A 15,316-nucleotide genomic window follows, 5' to 3' on the forward strand; every position below is an offset into this window, starting at 1 on the left:
TCAGGCTGTTTGTGTGAAAAGACGTGGAAGGGGAGCGCGGCCGGCGGCGGAGGCGGCGTGCTCATCCATGGTGCCGGCCTGCCAGTGCTGCTGCAGGCTGCGGATCGTGTGCTCGACGAGCGCGATTTTTTTCTCCGCCGCCAGTTTCATTCCCGGAAAGAAACCCATCTGAGGCACATCCCGCTCATCCAAAAAATCCGTGGGATGCAACAGCAGTGAAGGCGCCACACCGCGAACACGGCAGAGCGTGACGGCGCTGTTCCAGTAAAATTTTGCGAGCCATTCCGACTTCTGCGCCAGGAACATCAGATAGGTCGTGTGCATGGGCAGGCGCAGCAGCGGCATCGTGGTCACCGGCACTTCCATAAGGCCGTTTTCCCATGCAAAGGGACGCAGCGTGCCAAAGGCGTCGCTGAACTTGCCGTAGAGGCCTTTGCGCTGCGCTTTCTCCTCAGCGGAGAGCTTTGAGTTCAAGAAGAAAAACAGCCGCGCCACCGGGCCGAGGGCGCTCGGGAAAATGGAGGCATCGTAGGCATAGCCACGCTCGGCGAGCACATCACGCACCAGCGGCGAAGTGCTGAAGCCAGGCCCGCGAAAGCCCTGCGTCGTTTTCCCGGTGACGGCGGCGATGGCGTTTTCGGCATCGCGGATTTCCTGATGAAGCTGCTCCCGGCTGTAAAGGTGCAGCCAGGGCTCGTGCATGAAGGAGTGATTGGCGACTTCATGCCCCGCATCAGCGATGCTTTTCAGGGCGGCGCGGTTGGACTCCATCGTCGCATCCTGGCCGACAATGAAGAACGTGATGCGCTGACCACAGCGGTCCAGTGATTCCAGAATGCGCGGCACCACCCGGTCCAGATAGCTCGGAAAGCTCTCCCACCCTGGCGCACCCTGAGTCTTCAGGTAGCTCCAGAGATTGTCGAGATCGAGCGAGATGCTGGCGGCAGGCTTCATGGTGCGAGAATGGATGAAATTCAGGCGGCCATGCGCAGCGGCTGGGAGGCGGCGCGTTGATCCGGAACTCCGAGCAGCAGATCACAAATGCGCTCGGCGGTGCGGCCGTCGCCGAAGACATCGCGGGAGCGGCTCGCGTTCGCATGCCAGACTTCGTCCATCAAGGCGGTGCGCAGCATGTCGCGCAGACGTTCGGGAGATTCCCCCACCAGACGCGCCACGCCGCATTCCACAGCTTCGGGGCGTTCGGTGTTCTCGCGCAGCACGATCATCGGCTTTCCCAGCGCGGTGGCTTCTTCCTGAATGCCGCCGGAGTCAGACACAATCAGCCAGGCTCCCGAGAGCAGGTGAACGAAGTCGCAGTACCCCATCGGGTCCGTCAGGCGGATGCGCGGATGGTGGTCCAGTTGCTCGGCGACGGCGGCGCGCACGTTCGGATTGGGGTGCACCGGGAAGATCATGCAAAGATCAGGCTGGCTCTCGATGAACTCACGCAGCGCCCGCAGGTGCTGGCTCATGGTTTCGCCAAAGTTTTCGCGCCGGTGCGTCGTCACCAGCACCAGGCGCTTTCCGGCGGCCCACTGCTGCATCAGCTCCACCGTCTTGCTCGGCCGGCGCTGCGCGAGGGTCTGGCGCAGGGCGTCCACCACGGTGTTTCCCACCAGATGGATCGAATCGGCGGCCACACCTTCCGCCAGCAGCGTGCGGCGGTTGCGCTCGGTCGCGGCAAAGTGATAGCCCGCGATCTGCCCCACCAGGCGGCGGTACATTTCCTCCGGGAACGGGCTCAGTGGATTGCCGGAACGCAGCCCGGCCTCCAGATGCCCGACAGGGATGCCACGGTTGAAAGCAGACAGGGACCCCATCACGGCGGATGCGGTGTCTCCCTGCACCAGCACCAGGTCAGGCTTTTCAGCCTCCAGCACCGGGTCCAGGCGGTCCAGCAAACGACCGCCGAGAGCGTTCAAGCTCTGTCCAGGCCGCATGGCCTCCAGATTGTGATGAGCCCGAATGCCGAACAGCTCAAAAAGGGGCTGCAACAGATCCGTATGCTGCCCGGTGTTGACCGTCACCAAGCTGGCACCCCGGTTTTCCAGTGCTTTGATCATCGGCGCAAATTTGATCAGTTCAGGACGTGTGCCGAGGCAGATGAGAACTTTAGAGGGCGTGAGACCGGAACTGTTTGCCAATTTCATAATTACCATGATAAACCACGCTTTATGATAGGCAAGCTTATTTTATGGAAATTATCCTTTTTGCGTTTTCATTCTGTTAAACTGCTCAATTTTAAGAAACTGGCAGAGAAAACTCTCAACTCTTATTCAACCCTTAGACGTAGATGCCGAGGGATCACCGCCGCCAATCCAAGGCCAATCCATGGCCACACCACCACGGTATAACGGGGCAGGCCGGGCAGTAAGCTGGTTCCTCCCAGATAGATGAACGTCAGCCCTGCGAGCAGGCCGATTTCCAAGGGAATGACCCGCCAGTACTTCACACTGAGGGCGATGGCGGCTAAAACCAGCAGCAAAATCGGCCCGTTCACCAACACCAGCACGATGGTGACCAGCTCTTCCGGCAGGTAGGAGCGTGGAAAACCGAACAGGAGGCGGCACCAGTTGCTGATCCAGTTTTTCACCACCCCTTTGGGATTCGCCCTGAGATTTTCCATGGCCTTCTTCTTCAGCGCAGCCTCACGCTCCTTCACCGGCAGGTGGAAATTCGCCCTGTAAAAATCGCGGTGCCCACTGGCAATGAGCTGAGGCATGACCTCCACATCCTCTTCGGAAAACCAGTGCCCGTTTTCGCCCTCGCGCGTGCTGGTGGCCCAGTACAGCAGCTCCCCGCCATTGGTGGACCAGCACAGTGTGTCCCCGGTTTTTGACTTGGTGTAGGCCAGCCAGGGGATGCACACGACAAAGGTCAGCGCCATCACTCCCAGCGCCCGCAGTAGTTTTCCGCGCAGGCTTTTCCAGAGCGCCACTCCCACCAGCAGGAAGGCCGTGGCGGCCATGAGCACATTCCCAAAGAACACCCGCGCCAGAATGAGCCAGCCAAAGGCCAGCGCCGCGCCCAGCACCGGTCCCCAGCGCCACTTCTCTGCCCGGAGGGCCGCCGTGAATGCCCAGGCAAAACCCGCCACGCAGCACACGGCCAGCGCTTCTGTCATCAGATAGGGGGCTGTGCGCACCAGATTCGGGTGCAGCGCCGTCACCAGGGCCACGCCCAGGGCCCAGCGCCTGCCAGCATAGGGCAGCACCGCACGAAAGCTGAACCACGCCGCCAGCGCCATGAAGAGCGCATTCAGCAGGCGCATTCCCAGCAGCGGCACCTTCATAGCTACCAGGGGTGCCAGCACGAGCGGGTAGCCGGGGCCGTTGAGCAGGTCCGGCTGGTCAGGCGGTACGTAAAAGCCCTGCGTGAGATTCTCCGCAAACCACAGGTAGCGCCCCTCGTCCCAGATCAAATCAGGCCGGTGCGCCAGGAAGGTGACCACGACGTAAAGGACGAGCGTGCCGCAGAACAGCAGCCGTTCGAGGCGCCGGGTGGACGATTCGGTTGGAGACATCCGGTACCGTCCGCTCCACAGGGGCCTTTTGTCAAAAAGAACCGTCCTTCCTCCGTTGAACTGCTCCTTGCGCTCCGGCGCTCTGCATCCATCAATTCCGCCCACCCGTATCCCCTCCCCCATCCGACCATGATCAAACTCACCGGCATCGCAGACGAAGCAGGCGCATCCTTGGATGTGCAAATCCAGGCCCACCAGGAACTCGGCTGGGACAGCATCGAGTCCCGCATCGTCGAATTTGACGGCGTGAAGGGCAATCTCCATGAGATCCCCGAGGCCACCTTCGACAAAGTGGTCGCGCGTCTGGCGGAGAAGAACATGAAGGTCAGCGGCTTTGGCTCCCTCATCGGCAACTGGGCCAAAAAAATCACCGACGACTTCAGCATCACCGAGGCTGAAATCGGCCGCGCCATCCCGCGCATGCAGCGCCTCGGTGCGAAGATGATCCGCGTGATGAGCTACGCCGTGTGCAAGGACGAAGGCGGCAAGGACCTGGAGGAGCAGTTTGCCCCGGAGCGCATCAAGCGCATGACGGAAATCAACAAGCGCTTTGCCGACGCCGACATCACCGTGCTGCATGAAAACTGCATGAACTGGGGCGGCATGAGCCCCAGCTACGTGAAGCGCATGGCCGAAGCCGTGCCCGGCATGAAGTGGGTCTTTGACACCGGCAACCCCGTCTTCATCGACGACCGCGACAAGCCCGGCCACAAGCAGGACGCTTGGGAAATGTACCAGGCCATCAAGCCCTTCATGGCCCACGTGCACGTCAAAGACGGCATCTGGGACAAGGCCAAGAACGACGCTGTCTATACCTTCCCCGGCGAAGGCGAAGGCCAGACCGAGCGCATCATGAAGGATCTGGTGGAAACCGGCTACAACGGCCACATCAGCATCGAGCCCCACGTGGCCGTCGTCTTCCACGGTCCCGGTGCCGCGGACAATCTCTCCCCCGAGCAGAAGGCCAAGGAGCAGTACGACAGCTACATCAAGTATGGCCGCATGCTGGAAGCCATCCTGAAGAAGGTGGGCGCCAAGCTGGACTGAACCAAGGATTGGGGGTCTCCGACCCCCATTCAAAATTCTAACGAGAGGGGGACAGAGTCCCCCTCTCCTTGTTTACACCTCAAACACCCCCGTCGCGCCCGAGAGAAACATCTCCCAGTCACGCACGCGGTGGTGGTTCTTGATCAGATGGGTCACCGGAATCTCACGCGGCACTGACGGACGGCGCAGAAGCTTCAGCCCCGCTTCTTCAGGCAGCTTGTTGCCCTTGCGGCTGTTGATCTTGCGGTCGGCCAGCACGCAGTTTTCCCAGTTGCTCAGGCCGCCGCGGGAGACGGGGATGATGTGGTCGATGTTTCCCTCATGCGGGCGCAGCTTGCGGCCGGTGTACTGGCACATGCCACCGTCGCGCTCCCAGATGGCCTTGGCGCAGAATTTCGGGCGGCGCTTGGGAACTTTGTCAAAGCGGGCCAGCACGAGCACGGAGGGCACCCGCACGGGCCCATGAACGGTGCCGATGCTGTTGTCCCCTTCCCTGACTTCGAGTTTCAGCCAGTCCTCCCATGTGACGGGTCTCATGTCTCCTGCGGCGTGGATGTCCAGCGCGGTCGCATTGCCCGCTGCCATCATGCTGAAGGACTCCATGGGCGTTTTAGAGTCGATGGCCTGCCAGTGCCGATTCAGCACCAGTACGGTCGTTTTGGTCAACGTTTCATTCATGCACAGCTCCTGATTTGGAATTTCGGCACGGCGAGTCTTGGCCGTTTGCCAAGTGCCAAGATCGTTTCCCCGCCCGAATAGGCCAAATGCCGCCGGGGTGGGAAACCCGGCGGCATCGGTTCATTCGGCCAGAAACATCTCCCAATCGCGCACCTGGTGCGTGTTGCGGATCAGCTGGGTCACAGGCAGTTCCCGCGGCACGGCTGGTCGTCGCAGCAGCTTCAGGCCGGCCTCTTCGGGCAGCTTGTTGCCTTTGCGGCTGTTCACCCGCTTGTCGGCGAGGACGCAGTTTTCCCAGGAGGTGGGTCCGCCACGGGAGAGCGGCACGATGTGGTCGATGTTCCCTTCGTGTGGGCGCAGCTTGCGGCCGGTGTACTGGCACAGGCCGCCATCGCGCTCCCAGATGCCGCGCACGCCAAACTTGGGCCGTTTCTTCGGCACCTTGTCATAGCGGGCCAGCACCAGCACGGAGGGCACGCGCACCAGCCCGTTCACGGTGCCGATGGCGTTGTCCCCGTCCCGCACCGGCAGCGTGAGCCATTCCTTCCATGTGACCGGGCGGATGTTTCCGCCCGTCTCGATGTCCAGCGCTGTGGCCGCCCCCGTGGCGATCATGCCAAAGGCCTCCAGCGGCGTTTTCACGCCGATGGCCTGCCAGCTGCGGTTGAGCACGAGGATGGTGGATTTGCTGAGGATGTCTTGCATAGGGTGGAAAGGAGCTGGGCGAAGCGGGAAATGACGAAACCAGAATTTCGAATGACGAATGAAGCCCCAATGCCGAAGCCCGAAGCGTGTGCGCCATTCAGACTTGGTCATTGATTCGTCATTCCTCATTCTGGTTTCGTCATTCGAGCCGGCAAATGAGCACGGTCCTCCCGGCAGCGGTGTTCGTTCTTGTGGAAAAAATGGCAGCCTGGAAGGAGGGATGCTTTTTCCAGGCTGCCGGTAGGCATGGATCGTCTGCTAATTCTTCAGCGCGTATCGCCGGAAGAAGATGTCGAGTTCATCCAGGTCGCCCAGGCTGTCCCCGGGATCGCTCAGCGCTTTGAGCCTCGCCAGTTCCGTCACGATGAAGCGCGAGAGCACGGCATCGGGCGCGGACTTGCTGAGCTCATCGCCGGCACGTTTGCGGGCGAGCAGCGCCTCCAGGGCGGCGCGGACTTCGGGCTCTTCGAGCACGGCATCCACCAGCTCCTGAAAGAGCATGGGCACCTGGCCGAGCGAACGCTCGATCCAGCGGCAGGCGAGCAGAGGCCGGAAGACGTAGAGATATTTCTTCAGGCTCACCTGATCTCGGCCTTCCAGATAGCCCTTCCAGTTGCCGGAGGCCATGTGCAGGTAGTGCGCGAAGCAGCGCAGCGGCGAATAGAACATCGCAGCCAGCTCCTCGAACTCGCGGGTGAAGTCCGGGTCGTGATGGTACACGACCGGGGATTTCATCCATTCGAGGAGCGGCGGATTGCTCTTCCGCAGCAGACGCAGCGCCTTGCGCAGTTCCCAGCCGCTCACGTCGAGCTCTTCGGAAAGAGGCTCTTCGATCACATCGCGCCGGCTCTCGATGGAGAGGTACCATTCGCGGCGGTGTACGTAGAGGAAGCGCACATCGTAGTCGCTGTCGTGCGAGGCAAAGCCCCACGCACGGCTGCCGCTTTCGCAGGCATACAGCACGCGGACGTTTTGCTCGGCTTCGAGACGGGTGAGCGCACCACGGACGCGCTCGGAGACGGGGTTGTTAGTCATGAGTGTTTATGAAAAGTGATGAGTGAAAATGAAAAGTGCGCCGCCCCGTGAAGGACGGCGCACGAGTGTGGGGCGCACACTTTCTTAAAGCTCCACGGCTTCGATCGTGCGGATCAGCGCGCCTGGGTCGGAGTCCAGCAGCTTCAGAGTCTCCAGTGTTTTGTCACTGAAGCCCGCCAGGCAGCAAACCTGGCGCTCTGGGAACTGCAGAGACCCGTAACCGTTCAGGTCAAAGCTGAACACTTTGGGATCGCAGCGGTGGCGCTCCTTCCAGCGGCGGAACGTGTCCACGGGCGTGTGGTGTCCCACCCAGCCCTGCATGTCAGAGAGGATGATGACACGGTCATACGCCCGGTCTGCGCACTGAAAGATGGAGTGAAAGTCGGTGCCCGCGGACTGTGCCTGGCCTTCCAGCCATTTGGCCAGCGAGAGCGTGCTGTCGCGCTTGTTCAGCGTGACGTATTTGGCGCTGTCGCTGAAGAGCACAATGTCGGCATCGTTGGCCTTAAGCAGCGTGGCGGCAAAGAGCGAGCCGATTTGCAGAGGACGACCGATCATGGATGCGGAACCATCCAGCACGACGAGCGTGCGACCTGGAAAGGCAGGCACGTTCGCGAGCGAGATGTCCACAGCATCGCTGAGGGCAGCCAGGGCATCGGCGGCACGTGGCAGGTTGCTGGCCTGCACAGCTTCGAGCGCTGTCTGGAAACGGAATGGCAGCACGAGCGATTTGCGGATGAGTTTTTCATCGCGCAGCATCGCCAGGGCCTCATTCACGGCTTCCGGAGCAGCTTCGAGCACATTGCGCAGGTTTCGCAGCAGGGCAAAGTAGCCCAGCTTCCGCGTGCGGATGAGTTCCGACCAGGCCTCACGTTTGAGCAAAGCGAGATCGTCGTCATTCCGCGCCGCAGCACCGGCCTGCGTGAGCTTGGTTTCCCAAGTTTCAGCGGCGGCCAGCGTGCCTTTGACGAGCTTTCCCAAAGCCTCCGTGGCAGGTGGGTGAACGAGGTTCACGACATCGACCAGAGAGAGCTCGGCGCGGTCCTTGCGGTATTTCGCGAGCTGATACTCGTCGAAGCGCGAGAGCGCGCGGCCCAGCCCTTTCTTGAGCGAGTTCGGAATCGTTTTGCCATGCGCACCCTGATAGCAAGCGAGGATCTCGATGGCGTCATCTGGACGGTGCACCACGCGGTCATAAAACCGCGCCGTCCACGAATGGCCTTTCACGCTTTTCGCCAGCTCGGCCGCCGTGAGGTGGCTCACACTGCGCATGCCTGCCTGCTTGCGGGCATAGAGCGCCGCCTTGGCCACGAACACTTTGTCGCTCTGCGCAGCGATGAGTTCGCGCAGCCGGTTTGCCGTGGCATCAGCGCTGCGGTAGAACTCATCCTTGAGCATGGACGTGAGCATAAGCGAAGCCAGCTCGAGCTTGGGCGTTTCGGTGAACGCCTCGCCACCCGCGAGGTTGAGCGTGTCGGCACGTGGGCGCTGTTTGAGGAAGTTGAATTTCATGATGATATCTGGGTGGCGGAATGCGGAGGAAGTTTGCCAGGGAGACGGCCCGTGATAAGCCGCCGGCGCCCTTGCGAGCAGACCGGCTCCCGAAGTAACCCCGGCATCGCTGCCGCATAAGGTGCTGGATTTCGGAAAGGAGATTTGGGGAGAAAAGTGACCGAAGGGAAATCCAGCCAAGGACATGGCCTGCACGTGGCTGGAATGCTCTTCCACAGAGCGTTTGCCCCTATTGGTGGAACAAGTCGGAGTTGAACCGGCGAAGTAACTTCAGTCTCACTGCCCCAAAAAATGTTCACGGAGAAAAGCAGACAGGCTCTAACTAAGAAAGCCGGGAATCGAACCCGTGATCAGTTTTCACCGACCCCCAACTCATGGGCAATCGCGTTTTAGTTCGTTTTTCGTGCGAAGAAATCCTGTCTTCACTGCCGCGAAATTGGAGAAAAGAAAAGGACGTGCGCGGCACACCGATGGGCATGCCGCACACGCGAGTGTTTGAACGTGTTGGATTGAATCAGTCGAGGAAGACCAGGTTCCTGCGCGAAGGAGCAAGATGCTCCTCGTTCATCAGCACCCGGCACCAGTCGTGAAGCACGATGGTGGCGTGGTCAGGATGACGCACGGCACCACGGGCATACACGCCAGGGTTTCGGCGCATCTGCCGCCACGGCCAGCTTTTGGCCGCCGGGTGTCGCAGCAGCAGGTTTTCATACTGCTTCTGCGTGAGTCCGCGTGGATACTGCTGATGCACATAGACGAATTCGCCGCCGGTGCGGTAGAGCTGCTCCACGAGGTGCGGCTTGCTGCCGCCTCCGCGTGAGATGGGCTCATGCCGCAGGATAAGCTTGGGGTCCACGACCATCTGTTTTTCCACCGGCACAAAGAACCATTCGCCCTGACGGCGAAAGGCTGCGTTGTGACGGGTGTTGGCTTGGCGCGAGTTCAAGCTCTTGCGAGCCTGCGCCTCGCGCACGGGCGCTGGCTTGAGCGCCTCCTTGGCCTGCACCACGGTGGATGCAGTGCCTGGAACGGCGGCGACAAACCATTCGCGCTCATCGTGACCGCACAGAAAGCGGTCCTTGCGTTTGCTTGCCTCGTTTTTCACAAGGAGCAGCAGGTGGCGGTTGTCCTCCTGCTTGTTCAGCAGGGAGAACTCCACCTCCGCAAGGCTCGCCTCATCACCACGCAGGGCGAAGAACTGTCCGTGACGGTCATGTCCGATGTCGAGCGAATATCCCGAGGTGGCATTCCGGCCACGGACCGGAGCCTCCACACGAAGCCGTGCACCGATGGATTCAAACGCACGTTCGAGATGTTCGAGTTTCATAAAGAAGGATCGAATCATCATCCGTACGATCTGCCCGCAAACGGGCACGCTGAACGGATGTGGCAGCGATCTTCCAAACAAAGGTGACACCGGCGGGAAGATGCGCAGGCTAGTTGGTATGCGTTTTCATAGGATTGGATGGGTTTTAAAATGGGGAAATGCGGAGAAAATTGAGCAGAGCCGTTGAACAGCCGGTTTCCCGGCGGTCTTGGCAGGACTCGAACCTGCTGCCACTTGCGTAAAACAAGTGCTCTACCGATGAGCTACGAAGGAACTCCGCTCTCACTGCCGCAAAGACCATGATCGCCCGTGAAGGTGCTGCCCCCTCGATTTCTGGATGTAAGCCAGATGTGATGCTGTTTCACCAACAGGCGTGGAATAAAAATGGTCGGTCCACAGGGACATGCACCCTGCTATGCCGGTTAAAAGCCGGCTGCTTCGCTGTCTAAGCTTTGGACCGAAAAATCATGGAGAGGAGGAGAATGGAGCCCGGATTCATTTTCTTTGAGGCTCTCTGCTTCGTGATTCTCTCGTCCATGCAGAAAATGGTGCTCATGGCAGGATTCGCACCCGCACTGACGACGCTCTCGACGTCGCGCCTCTGCTGTTGGGCTACATGAGCTTTGAAAATGGCACCCACGGCGGGACTCGCACCCGCTAAGACAGATTTGAAGGACCTGTCGCGCGACGACTTTGCATTCGTGGGCTTTGAAAAATTGGCGGAACGCCGAGGACATGCTCCTCATGCCGCGCGATGGCGGCACGATCTCGTTAGCACCGAGTCCCGGCCCGCTGGTCCGGTTGACGTTCCTTGTTGAAAGAGAGCTGCATAAAGGCTTCCCACGTGGGTGCGGAGGCAGAGAAGACGGCACTGTCATATGCCGTCTTCTCTGCCTCCACATCACCGGCGATGGCAGCACGCATGCGTTTTTGCGCCAGACGCTCGAGCAGCCGGCGCCGCGTGGCGGAGTCCTTCCAGCGGCGAACCCCGAGCAGCTTGTGCAAGCGTCCTGCACGCTTTGGATGGAGCAGAATGCCTTCGATTTCACTGAGCCTCGAGTCGCCCTCTGAATCGAGCACTGGCAGTTCACGGATCATGCGAGGAACCACCTTGAGTTCGAAAAGCTGCGGCCAGCGAAAGCGCCACGTGTGCTCCCAGGCACGTTTCCGAAAGACACGCTCCACCATGAAGTAACGTTTCCATTCGGCTGGAAAATTGCTTCGCCGCCTGCGCCATGGCTTGATGCGCTGCAGCGGCTGATCCAACTGCTGCATCTGGTGACGACGACGCCGCTTGGTAGGCGCAAAACTACGCTTCCAGTGATATCTGATCACATTGATCTCCTTGAGAATGGCTTCGAGCACGGCGGCGTCAGACCGTTGCTTGGCTGCGTTGGTGAGGAAATAGCAGCGCATCCAGCCGCGCTGCACAGGGCGCTTCAAGGACACTTTTTCAGGAAGGCGCCTCCAAAGCTTCCTGCGCTCACGATCAAGTGCCAGCAGATGCTTTTCTTGAATGTCTTGTTGGGTTTTCAATGGGTGGTGTTTGGGTATTTATCGATGATTGTTGAAATGGCACTCCCGGAAGGAGTTTCGCCTCCAGCCTCCGCGTTCGAAGCGCGGCGCTCTATACATTGAGCTACGGGAGCATTGAAAAAAGTGTCTCCGGCAGGGATTGCACCTGCGGCCTGCTGATTCGTAATCAGCCACTCTATCTGCTGAGCTACGGAGACATGATGAAAGTGCCTGCGGCGAGAGTTGCACTCGCACCAGACCGATTTTGAAACGGCTGTCTCTGCTGTTGGACTACGCAGGCATAAAATGGCACCCATGGCAGGACTCGCACCTGCACTGGACCGCTTCTGAGACGGTTGTCTCTGCATTGGACTACATGGGCATTTCAAACTGGAAGCCTCGGGTGGATTCGCACCACCAACTCTCCGCTTCAAAGGCGGATGCTCTGCTGATTGAGCTACAAGGCTGTGTTGGCATGGGCGTGGAGCGGGCGTCACGAAATCAATTCGTGTGCCGGGCTCACTTCACCATGCTTTAAAAATGGAAATGGTCGGTCCGGCTGGAATTGCACCAGCACCTTCCGGGTTATGAGCCCGACGCTCTGACTGTTAAGCTACAGACCAATTGAAACAAAAGTGGTCGGATACCCCGGTGCCGCCCCGGGCTTGTCTTGGTCCCAAACCAAGCGAGTTCGCTGGCTCTCTCGTATCCGATAAAAAAGTGGACGTGCGCCCCGGACTCGCACCGGGTCATGTGGACTTGCAAACCACCGGCTCGACGACTTCGCCGTGCGCACGAATGAAAATGGTCGGATACCCCGGTGCTGCCCCGGGCTGCTCTTGCTTCCAAGGCAAGCGAGTGCTGCTGGCTCTCTCGTATCCGATATTGAAATTGGTTCCCTCAGCCGGATCCGCCCCGGCACCGCTTCGTTCACAACGAAGAATGCTGCAGTTACACTATGAAGGATGTCTTGAAATGGATCCTCCGGTGAGATTCGCGCTCACATAGTCCGATTTACAAGATCGGTGCCTTTCTAAGTCGGCCACGGAGGAGTTTGGAAATGGTGCGGTCAGCCGGACTTGCACCGGCGTTTCAGCCTTGGCATAGCTGCGTCCTGCTGCTGGACGATGACCACATTGAAACTGGTGCGGCATGTCGGTGCTGCCCCGACGTGATGAGTTTGGAAGACTCGCATGTTACTGTTACATCAATGCCGCATTGAAAAATGGTCGCTGGAGTTGGTAGCGCGCCAACCTGTGCGGAGCTTCAGTCCGCCGCTCATCTGTCTAAGCCATCCAGCGTTAACAAAATAAAGAATGGTCCCTCGGCGTGGTGACGCTCCACGGTCTGCCGGTTATCGACCGGCTGCTCTGCTGTTGAGCTACAGAGGGATGAAAAGAATATGGCTGTAGCCAGAGACTGCACGCAAGGTGGCGGCGACATGCGTAGGTTCTGCATCAGACTTCTGGGTCACAAATGCAGGACTCCAACTCTCCAACGATTTCCCGCCGCCTTCTTTTGGTGACGGCTTACCTAGGCTTCATCAGCCTCGGGTTGCCGGACACTCTGATTGGCGTGGCCTGGCCTTCGGTGCGGGATTTCTTCGGACGACAGCAAAGCGAGATCGCCTGGATCTTCTTCGGTGCGGGAGCGAGCTACTTTGTTTCCGGCTTGCTCACGGGAAAACTGCTCAAGTCGTTTGGCATCGGAGCTCTGCTGGCAGGCAGCAGCCTGCTGGTGGCGGCGAGTGCACTGGGTTATGCCGTCGCGCCGGTGTGGATCTTGTTTGCCGCCTGCGCACTGCTGCACGGGCTTGGTTCCGGGGCCATCGATGCCGGGCTAAACCACTACGTGGCGAATCATTTCTCGCCACGGCACATGAACTGGCTCCATGCCTGCTATGGCATCGGCGCCACCCTCGGGCCGCTGATCATGACCTTCATGCTTTCCATGGGCTCATGGCGCGCAGGTTATGCGGCAGTGGGCACTCTGCTCCTTTTGCTAACAGGGCTCTTCATCCACACCCGAAAGCTTTGGGACATTCCGGGTCAAACCACAAGCACGACGCACGAAGAGGAAGCTTCGGTGGGCATGCTCGGAGCACTGCAGCATGCAGGCGTGTGGACGCACGTGGCGCTCTTTTTCATCTACACCGGCCTCGAAGTGACGGTCGGGCAGTGGAGCTTCACCGTGATGACGGAAGCACGCGGCATGAGCAAGGAAGCCGCCGGAATGTGGGTCACGATTTACTGGGCCAGCCTCGCCACCGGTCGAGTGGTCTTTGGTTTTATCGTCGAGCGGCTGGGCATCGACCGCCTGCTGCGTCTGAGCATGCTGGCCGCGATGATCGGCACGGGCCTGTTTGCGGCCAGGCTGCCTTTCTCTGAAGGGGGGCTTGCCTTGGTGGGTCTGGGTCTGGCTTCCATTTATCCCTGCCTCATGACCCGAACGCCACAGCGTCTGGGCAAAGCGCGTGCAGCCCACGCCATCGGTTTTCAGGTCAGCGCGGCCATGGTTGGAGCCGCGCTGTTTCCGAGCGCCTGTGGATGGCTGGCACAGACGCGAGGTCTGGAAACCGTGAGCCTTGCCACCGTAGCCATGGCCTGCGGTCTGCTGCTGATACACGAAGCGCTGCTGCGCTCGGATCGCAGACAATCGTAATTGGCGGAGCACCAGAGAATCGCACTCTGGACGCCTTTAGAGGGCGCAGCGGTTTTCGAGACCGTTTCCTCGTCTGTGCCGGACGTGCTCCTTTAATAAATGGTGCCCACACCAGGACTCGCACCTGGAACCACGGCCGTTAGAAGCGGCGTATGCAATGTCTGTTACACCTTGCGGGCATGAAACTGGCTCCCCGGCATGGACTTGCACCATAACGATCGGCTTAACAGGCCGACAGGCTACTTTACCTCACAGGGGATTCTAAAATGGTGGAGCCGGACGGTAACGCTCCGTCTCTTGCTGGGTGCAAACCAGCCGTGCTTCTTCTACACTACGGTCCCATGAAAATTTGGCGGTCCGTGCGGGCTTTGCTCCCGCGACCCTCCGCTCGACAAGCGGGCGCTCTACTGGACTGAGCTAACGAACCTTATGAAGATGGTGGACGAGGACGGTAACGCTCCGTCTCCTGCTGGGTGCCGCCCAGCTGTGCGCCTTGTACACTACAAGCCCATGTTTGAAATTGGATGCAGGTCCGGGAGTTGCACCCGTCAAGCCCGGCTTATGAGACCGGACGGAGCTCTGGCTCTCCCTGCATTTGGAAAATGGTGCGGCGTCACGGTATTGCGCCGTGTGGTCTCTATGAGCATCGGGTTTACAGCCCGGGTCGCCTCTTTAACGATCTACCGCCGCGTTCTCGATTTGGAATAAATGGCACGGCGGGTGGGTATCGCGCCCACATCTTCGGGTTTTGGAGGCCCGTGCATTGCTTGTCTGCCACCGCCGTATCTTATTGGAGAATCATCATGTTCTGCCATTCAAGGACACGGAGTCGGCCATTCACCACTCTCTCCCACAGAGTATCACACCACTTTTGCCGTGCTCCGTGCCCTTGAATGGCAGATCAGCCTCAGCTTGTGAGGTGATCTGCCAAATAAAGAACGAACACCGCTGCCACGCACGGGATGGAGTGAAGGTCACTCCATCGCTGGCGTCGCACCCGCAGGTATTTCACGGCGGATGTTTCGGTGTTTATGGCACACCTCCCAGGGAAGCCGTTTCGTGATGTCAAAAAGGGACAGAAAATCCCCGTATTCCTCGCCTCGGCGTAGGAATATTGCGTATTCAATGGCTGCTTTTGTTGACATTCGGTAGGAGGGGTGCAAACCTGTTGGCAGGTCTTGCTCGGCGTCTTCTAAACGACTCCTCCCGGAGTCAGCTTGGCTGGCCTGGCCCCGGTTTCCGTTAGCGCGGATGCCGGGGTTTTTTATGCTATGGGGTGGCGGTCAGGCGACCGCGGGTTGAATCAATGATTG

The 15,316-nt window shown here is 59.7% G+C and carries 11 protein-coding genes and 13 tRNA genes; 2 read left to right on the forward strand and 22 right to left on the reverse strand.

Annotated features, from left to right (window positions below):
- From ACILSQ_RS17455 to ACILSQ_RS17465, 3 genes are all read right to left on the reverse strand, one after another.
- Window positions 1-954, reverse strand: a complete 954-nt coding sequence (locus ACILSQ_RS17455) for a polysaccharide deacetylase family protein (protein ID WP_395744945.1) — start codon at window positions 952-954, stop codon at window positions 1-3.
- A 20-nt stretch (window positions 955-974) separates the two neighbouring features.
- Complete coding sequence (gene wecB / locus ACILSQ_RS17460) at window positions 975-2,150, reverse strand: non-hydrolyzing UDP-N-acetylglucosamine 2-epimerase (protein WP_395744946.1); 1,176 nt, start codon at window positions 2,148-2,150, stop codon at window positions 975-977.
- A gap of 122 nt (window positions 2,151-2,272) precedes the next feature.
- Window positions 2,273-3,523: an ArnT family glycosyltransferase gene (locus ACILSQ_RS17465; protein ID WP_395744947.1), complete on the reverse strand. Its 1,251-nt coding sequence runs from the start codon at window positions 3,521-3,523 to the stop codon at window positions 2,273-2,275.
- 129 nt (window positions 3,524-3,652) lie between these two features.
- Here ACILSQ_RS17465 and ACILSQ_RS17470 point away from each other — a divergent pair, with 129 nt between their 5' ends.
- A complete protein-coding gene (locus ACILSQ_RS17470) occupies window positions 3,653-4,570 on the forward strand; it encodes a sugar phosphate isomerase/epimerase family protein (RefSeq protein ID WP_395744948.1) in 918 nt (305 codons plus the stop codon).
- Between the two features lie 72 nt (window positions 4,571-4,642).
- On the opposite strand, the gene ACILSQ_RS17475 is transcribed toward ACILSQ_RS17470, so the two are convergent.
- The 15 genes from ACILSQ_RS17475 to ACILSQ_RS17545 form a co-directional block, all read right to left on the reverse strand.
- On the reverse strand, window positions 4,643-5,248 hold the full coding sequence (locus ACILSQ_RS17475) for an HNH endonuclease (protein ID WP_395744949.1): 606 nt from the start codon (window positions 5,246-5,248) through the stop codon (window positions 4,643-4,645).
- Between the two features lie 120 nt (window positions 5,249-5,368).
- Complete coding sequence (locus ACILSQ_RS17480) at window positions 5,369-5,953, reverse strand: HNH endonuclease (protein WP_395744950.1); 585 nt, start codon at window positions 5,951-5,953, stop codon at window positions 5,369-5,371.
- A gap of 258 nt (window positions 5,954-6,211) precedes the next feature.
- Entirely contained in the window at window positions 6,212-6,988 is a 777-nt protein-coding gene (locus tag ACILSQ_RS17485; RefSeq protein WP_395744951.1) for a nucleotidyltransferase domain-containing protein, read from the reverse strand.
- Window positions 6,989-7,072: 84 nt separating this feature from the next.
- Complete coding sequence (locus ACILSQ_RS17490) at window positions 7,073-8,500, reverse strand: TROVE domain-containing protein (RefSeq protein ID WP_395744952.1); 1,428 nt, start codon at window positions 8,498-8,500, stop codon at window positions 7,073-7,075.
- A gap of 514 nt (window positions 8,501-9,014) precedes the next feature.
- Window positions 9,015-9,827, reverse strand: coding sequence for a hypothetical protein (locus tag ACILSQ_RS17495; protein WP_395744953.1), 813 nt, complete (start codon window positions 9,825-9,827; stop codon window positions 9,015-9,017).
- A gap of 546 nt (window positions 9,828-10,373) precedes the next feature.
- A tRNA-Leu gene (locus tag ACILSQ_RS17500) sits at window positions 10,374-10,449 on the reverse strand.
- A 149-nt stretch (window positions 10,450-10,598) separates the two neighbouring features.
- Entirely contained in the window at window positions 10,599-11,363 is a 765-nt protein-coding gene (locus ACILSQ_RS17505; RefSeq protein WP_395744954.1) for a hypothetical protein, read from the reverse strand.
- Between the two features lie 37 nt (window positions 11,364-11,400).
- A tRNA-Arg gene (locus tag ACILSQ_RS17510) sits at window positions 11,401-11,476 on the reverse strand.
- 11 nt (window positions 11,477-11,487) lie between these two features.
- Window positions 11,488-11,560 (reverse strand) — tRNA-Arg (locus ACILSQ_RS17515).
- Between the two features lie 10 nt (window positions 11,561-11,570).
- A tRNA-Leu gene (locus ACILSQ_RS17520) sits at window positions 11,571-11,643 on the reverse strand.
- A gap of 6 nt (window positions 11,644-11,649) precedes the next feature.
- Window positions 11,650-11,724, reverse strand: a tRNA-Leu gene (locus ACILSQ_RS17525).
- Window positions 11,725-11,733: 9 nt separating this feature from the next.
- Window positions 11,734-11,809 (reverse strand) — tRNA-Gln (locus ACILSQ_RS17530).
- An 80-nt stretch (window positions 11,810-11,889) separates the two neighbouring features.
- Window positions 11,890-11,965: transfer RNA gene (locus tag ACILSQ_RS17535), tRNA-Ile, on the reverse strand.
- Window positions 11,966-12,318: 353 nt separating this feature from the next.
- Window positions 12,319-12,394, reverse strand: a tRNA-Thr gene (locus tag ACILSQ_RS17540).
- 9 nt (window positions 12,395-12,403) lie between these two features.
- Window positions 12,404-12,477, reverse strand: a tRNA-Gly gene (locus ACILSQ_RS17545).
- A gap of 341 nt (window positions 12,478-12,818) precedes the next feature.
- On the opposite strand from ACILSQ_RS17545, the gene ACILSQ_RS17550 reads away from it, so the two are divergent.
- A complete protein-coding gene (locus ACILSQ_RS17550) occupies window positions 12,819-14,003 on the forward strand; it encodes an MFS transporter (protein WP_395744955.1) in 1,185 nt (394 codons plus the stop codon).
- A gap of 100 nt (window positions 14,004-14,103) precedes the next feature.
- On the opposite strand, the gene ACILSQ_RS17555 is transcribed toward ACILSQ_RS17550, so the two are convergent.
- The 4 genes from ACILSQ_RS17555 to ACILSQ_RS17570 all read right to left on the reverse strand — a co-directional run bounded on the left by ACILSQ_RS17555 (window position 14,104) and on the right by ACILSQ_RS17570 (window position 14,787).
- Window positions 14,104-14,182, reverse strand: a tRNA-Arg gene (locus ACILSQ_RS17555).
- Window positions 14,183-14,270: 88 nt separating this feature from the next.
- Window positions 14,271-14,344 (reverse strand) — tRNA-Ala (locus ACILSQ_RS17560).
- Window positions 14,345-14,353: 9 nt separating this feature from the next.
- A tRNA-Asp gene (locus ACILSQ_RS17565) sits at window positions 14,354-14,430 on the reverse strand.
- A 282-nt stretch (window positions 14,431-14,712) separates the two neighbouring features.
- Window positions 14,713-14,787: transfer RNA gene (locus ACILSQ_RS17570), tRNA-Trp, on the reverse strand.
- Window positions 14,788-15,316: the final 529 nt, after the last annotated feature.

Source organism: Prosthecobacter sp. (assembly GCF_044227185.1).
Taxonomy (GTDB): Bacteria; Verrucomicrobiota; Verrucomicrobiia; order Verrucomicrobiales; family Verrucomicrobiaceae; genus Prosthecobacter.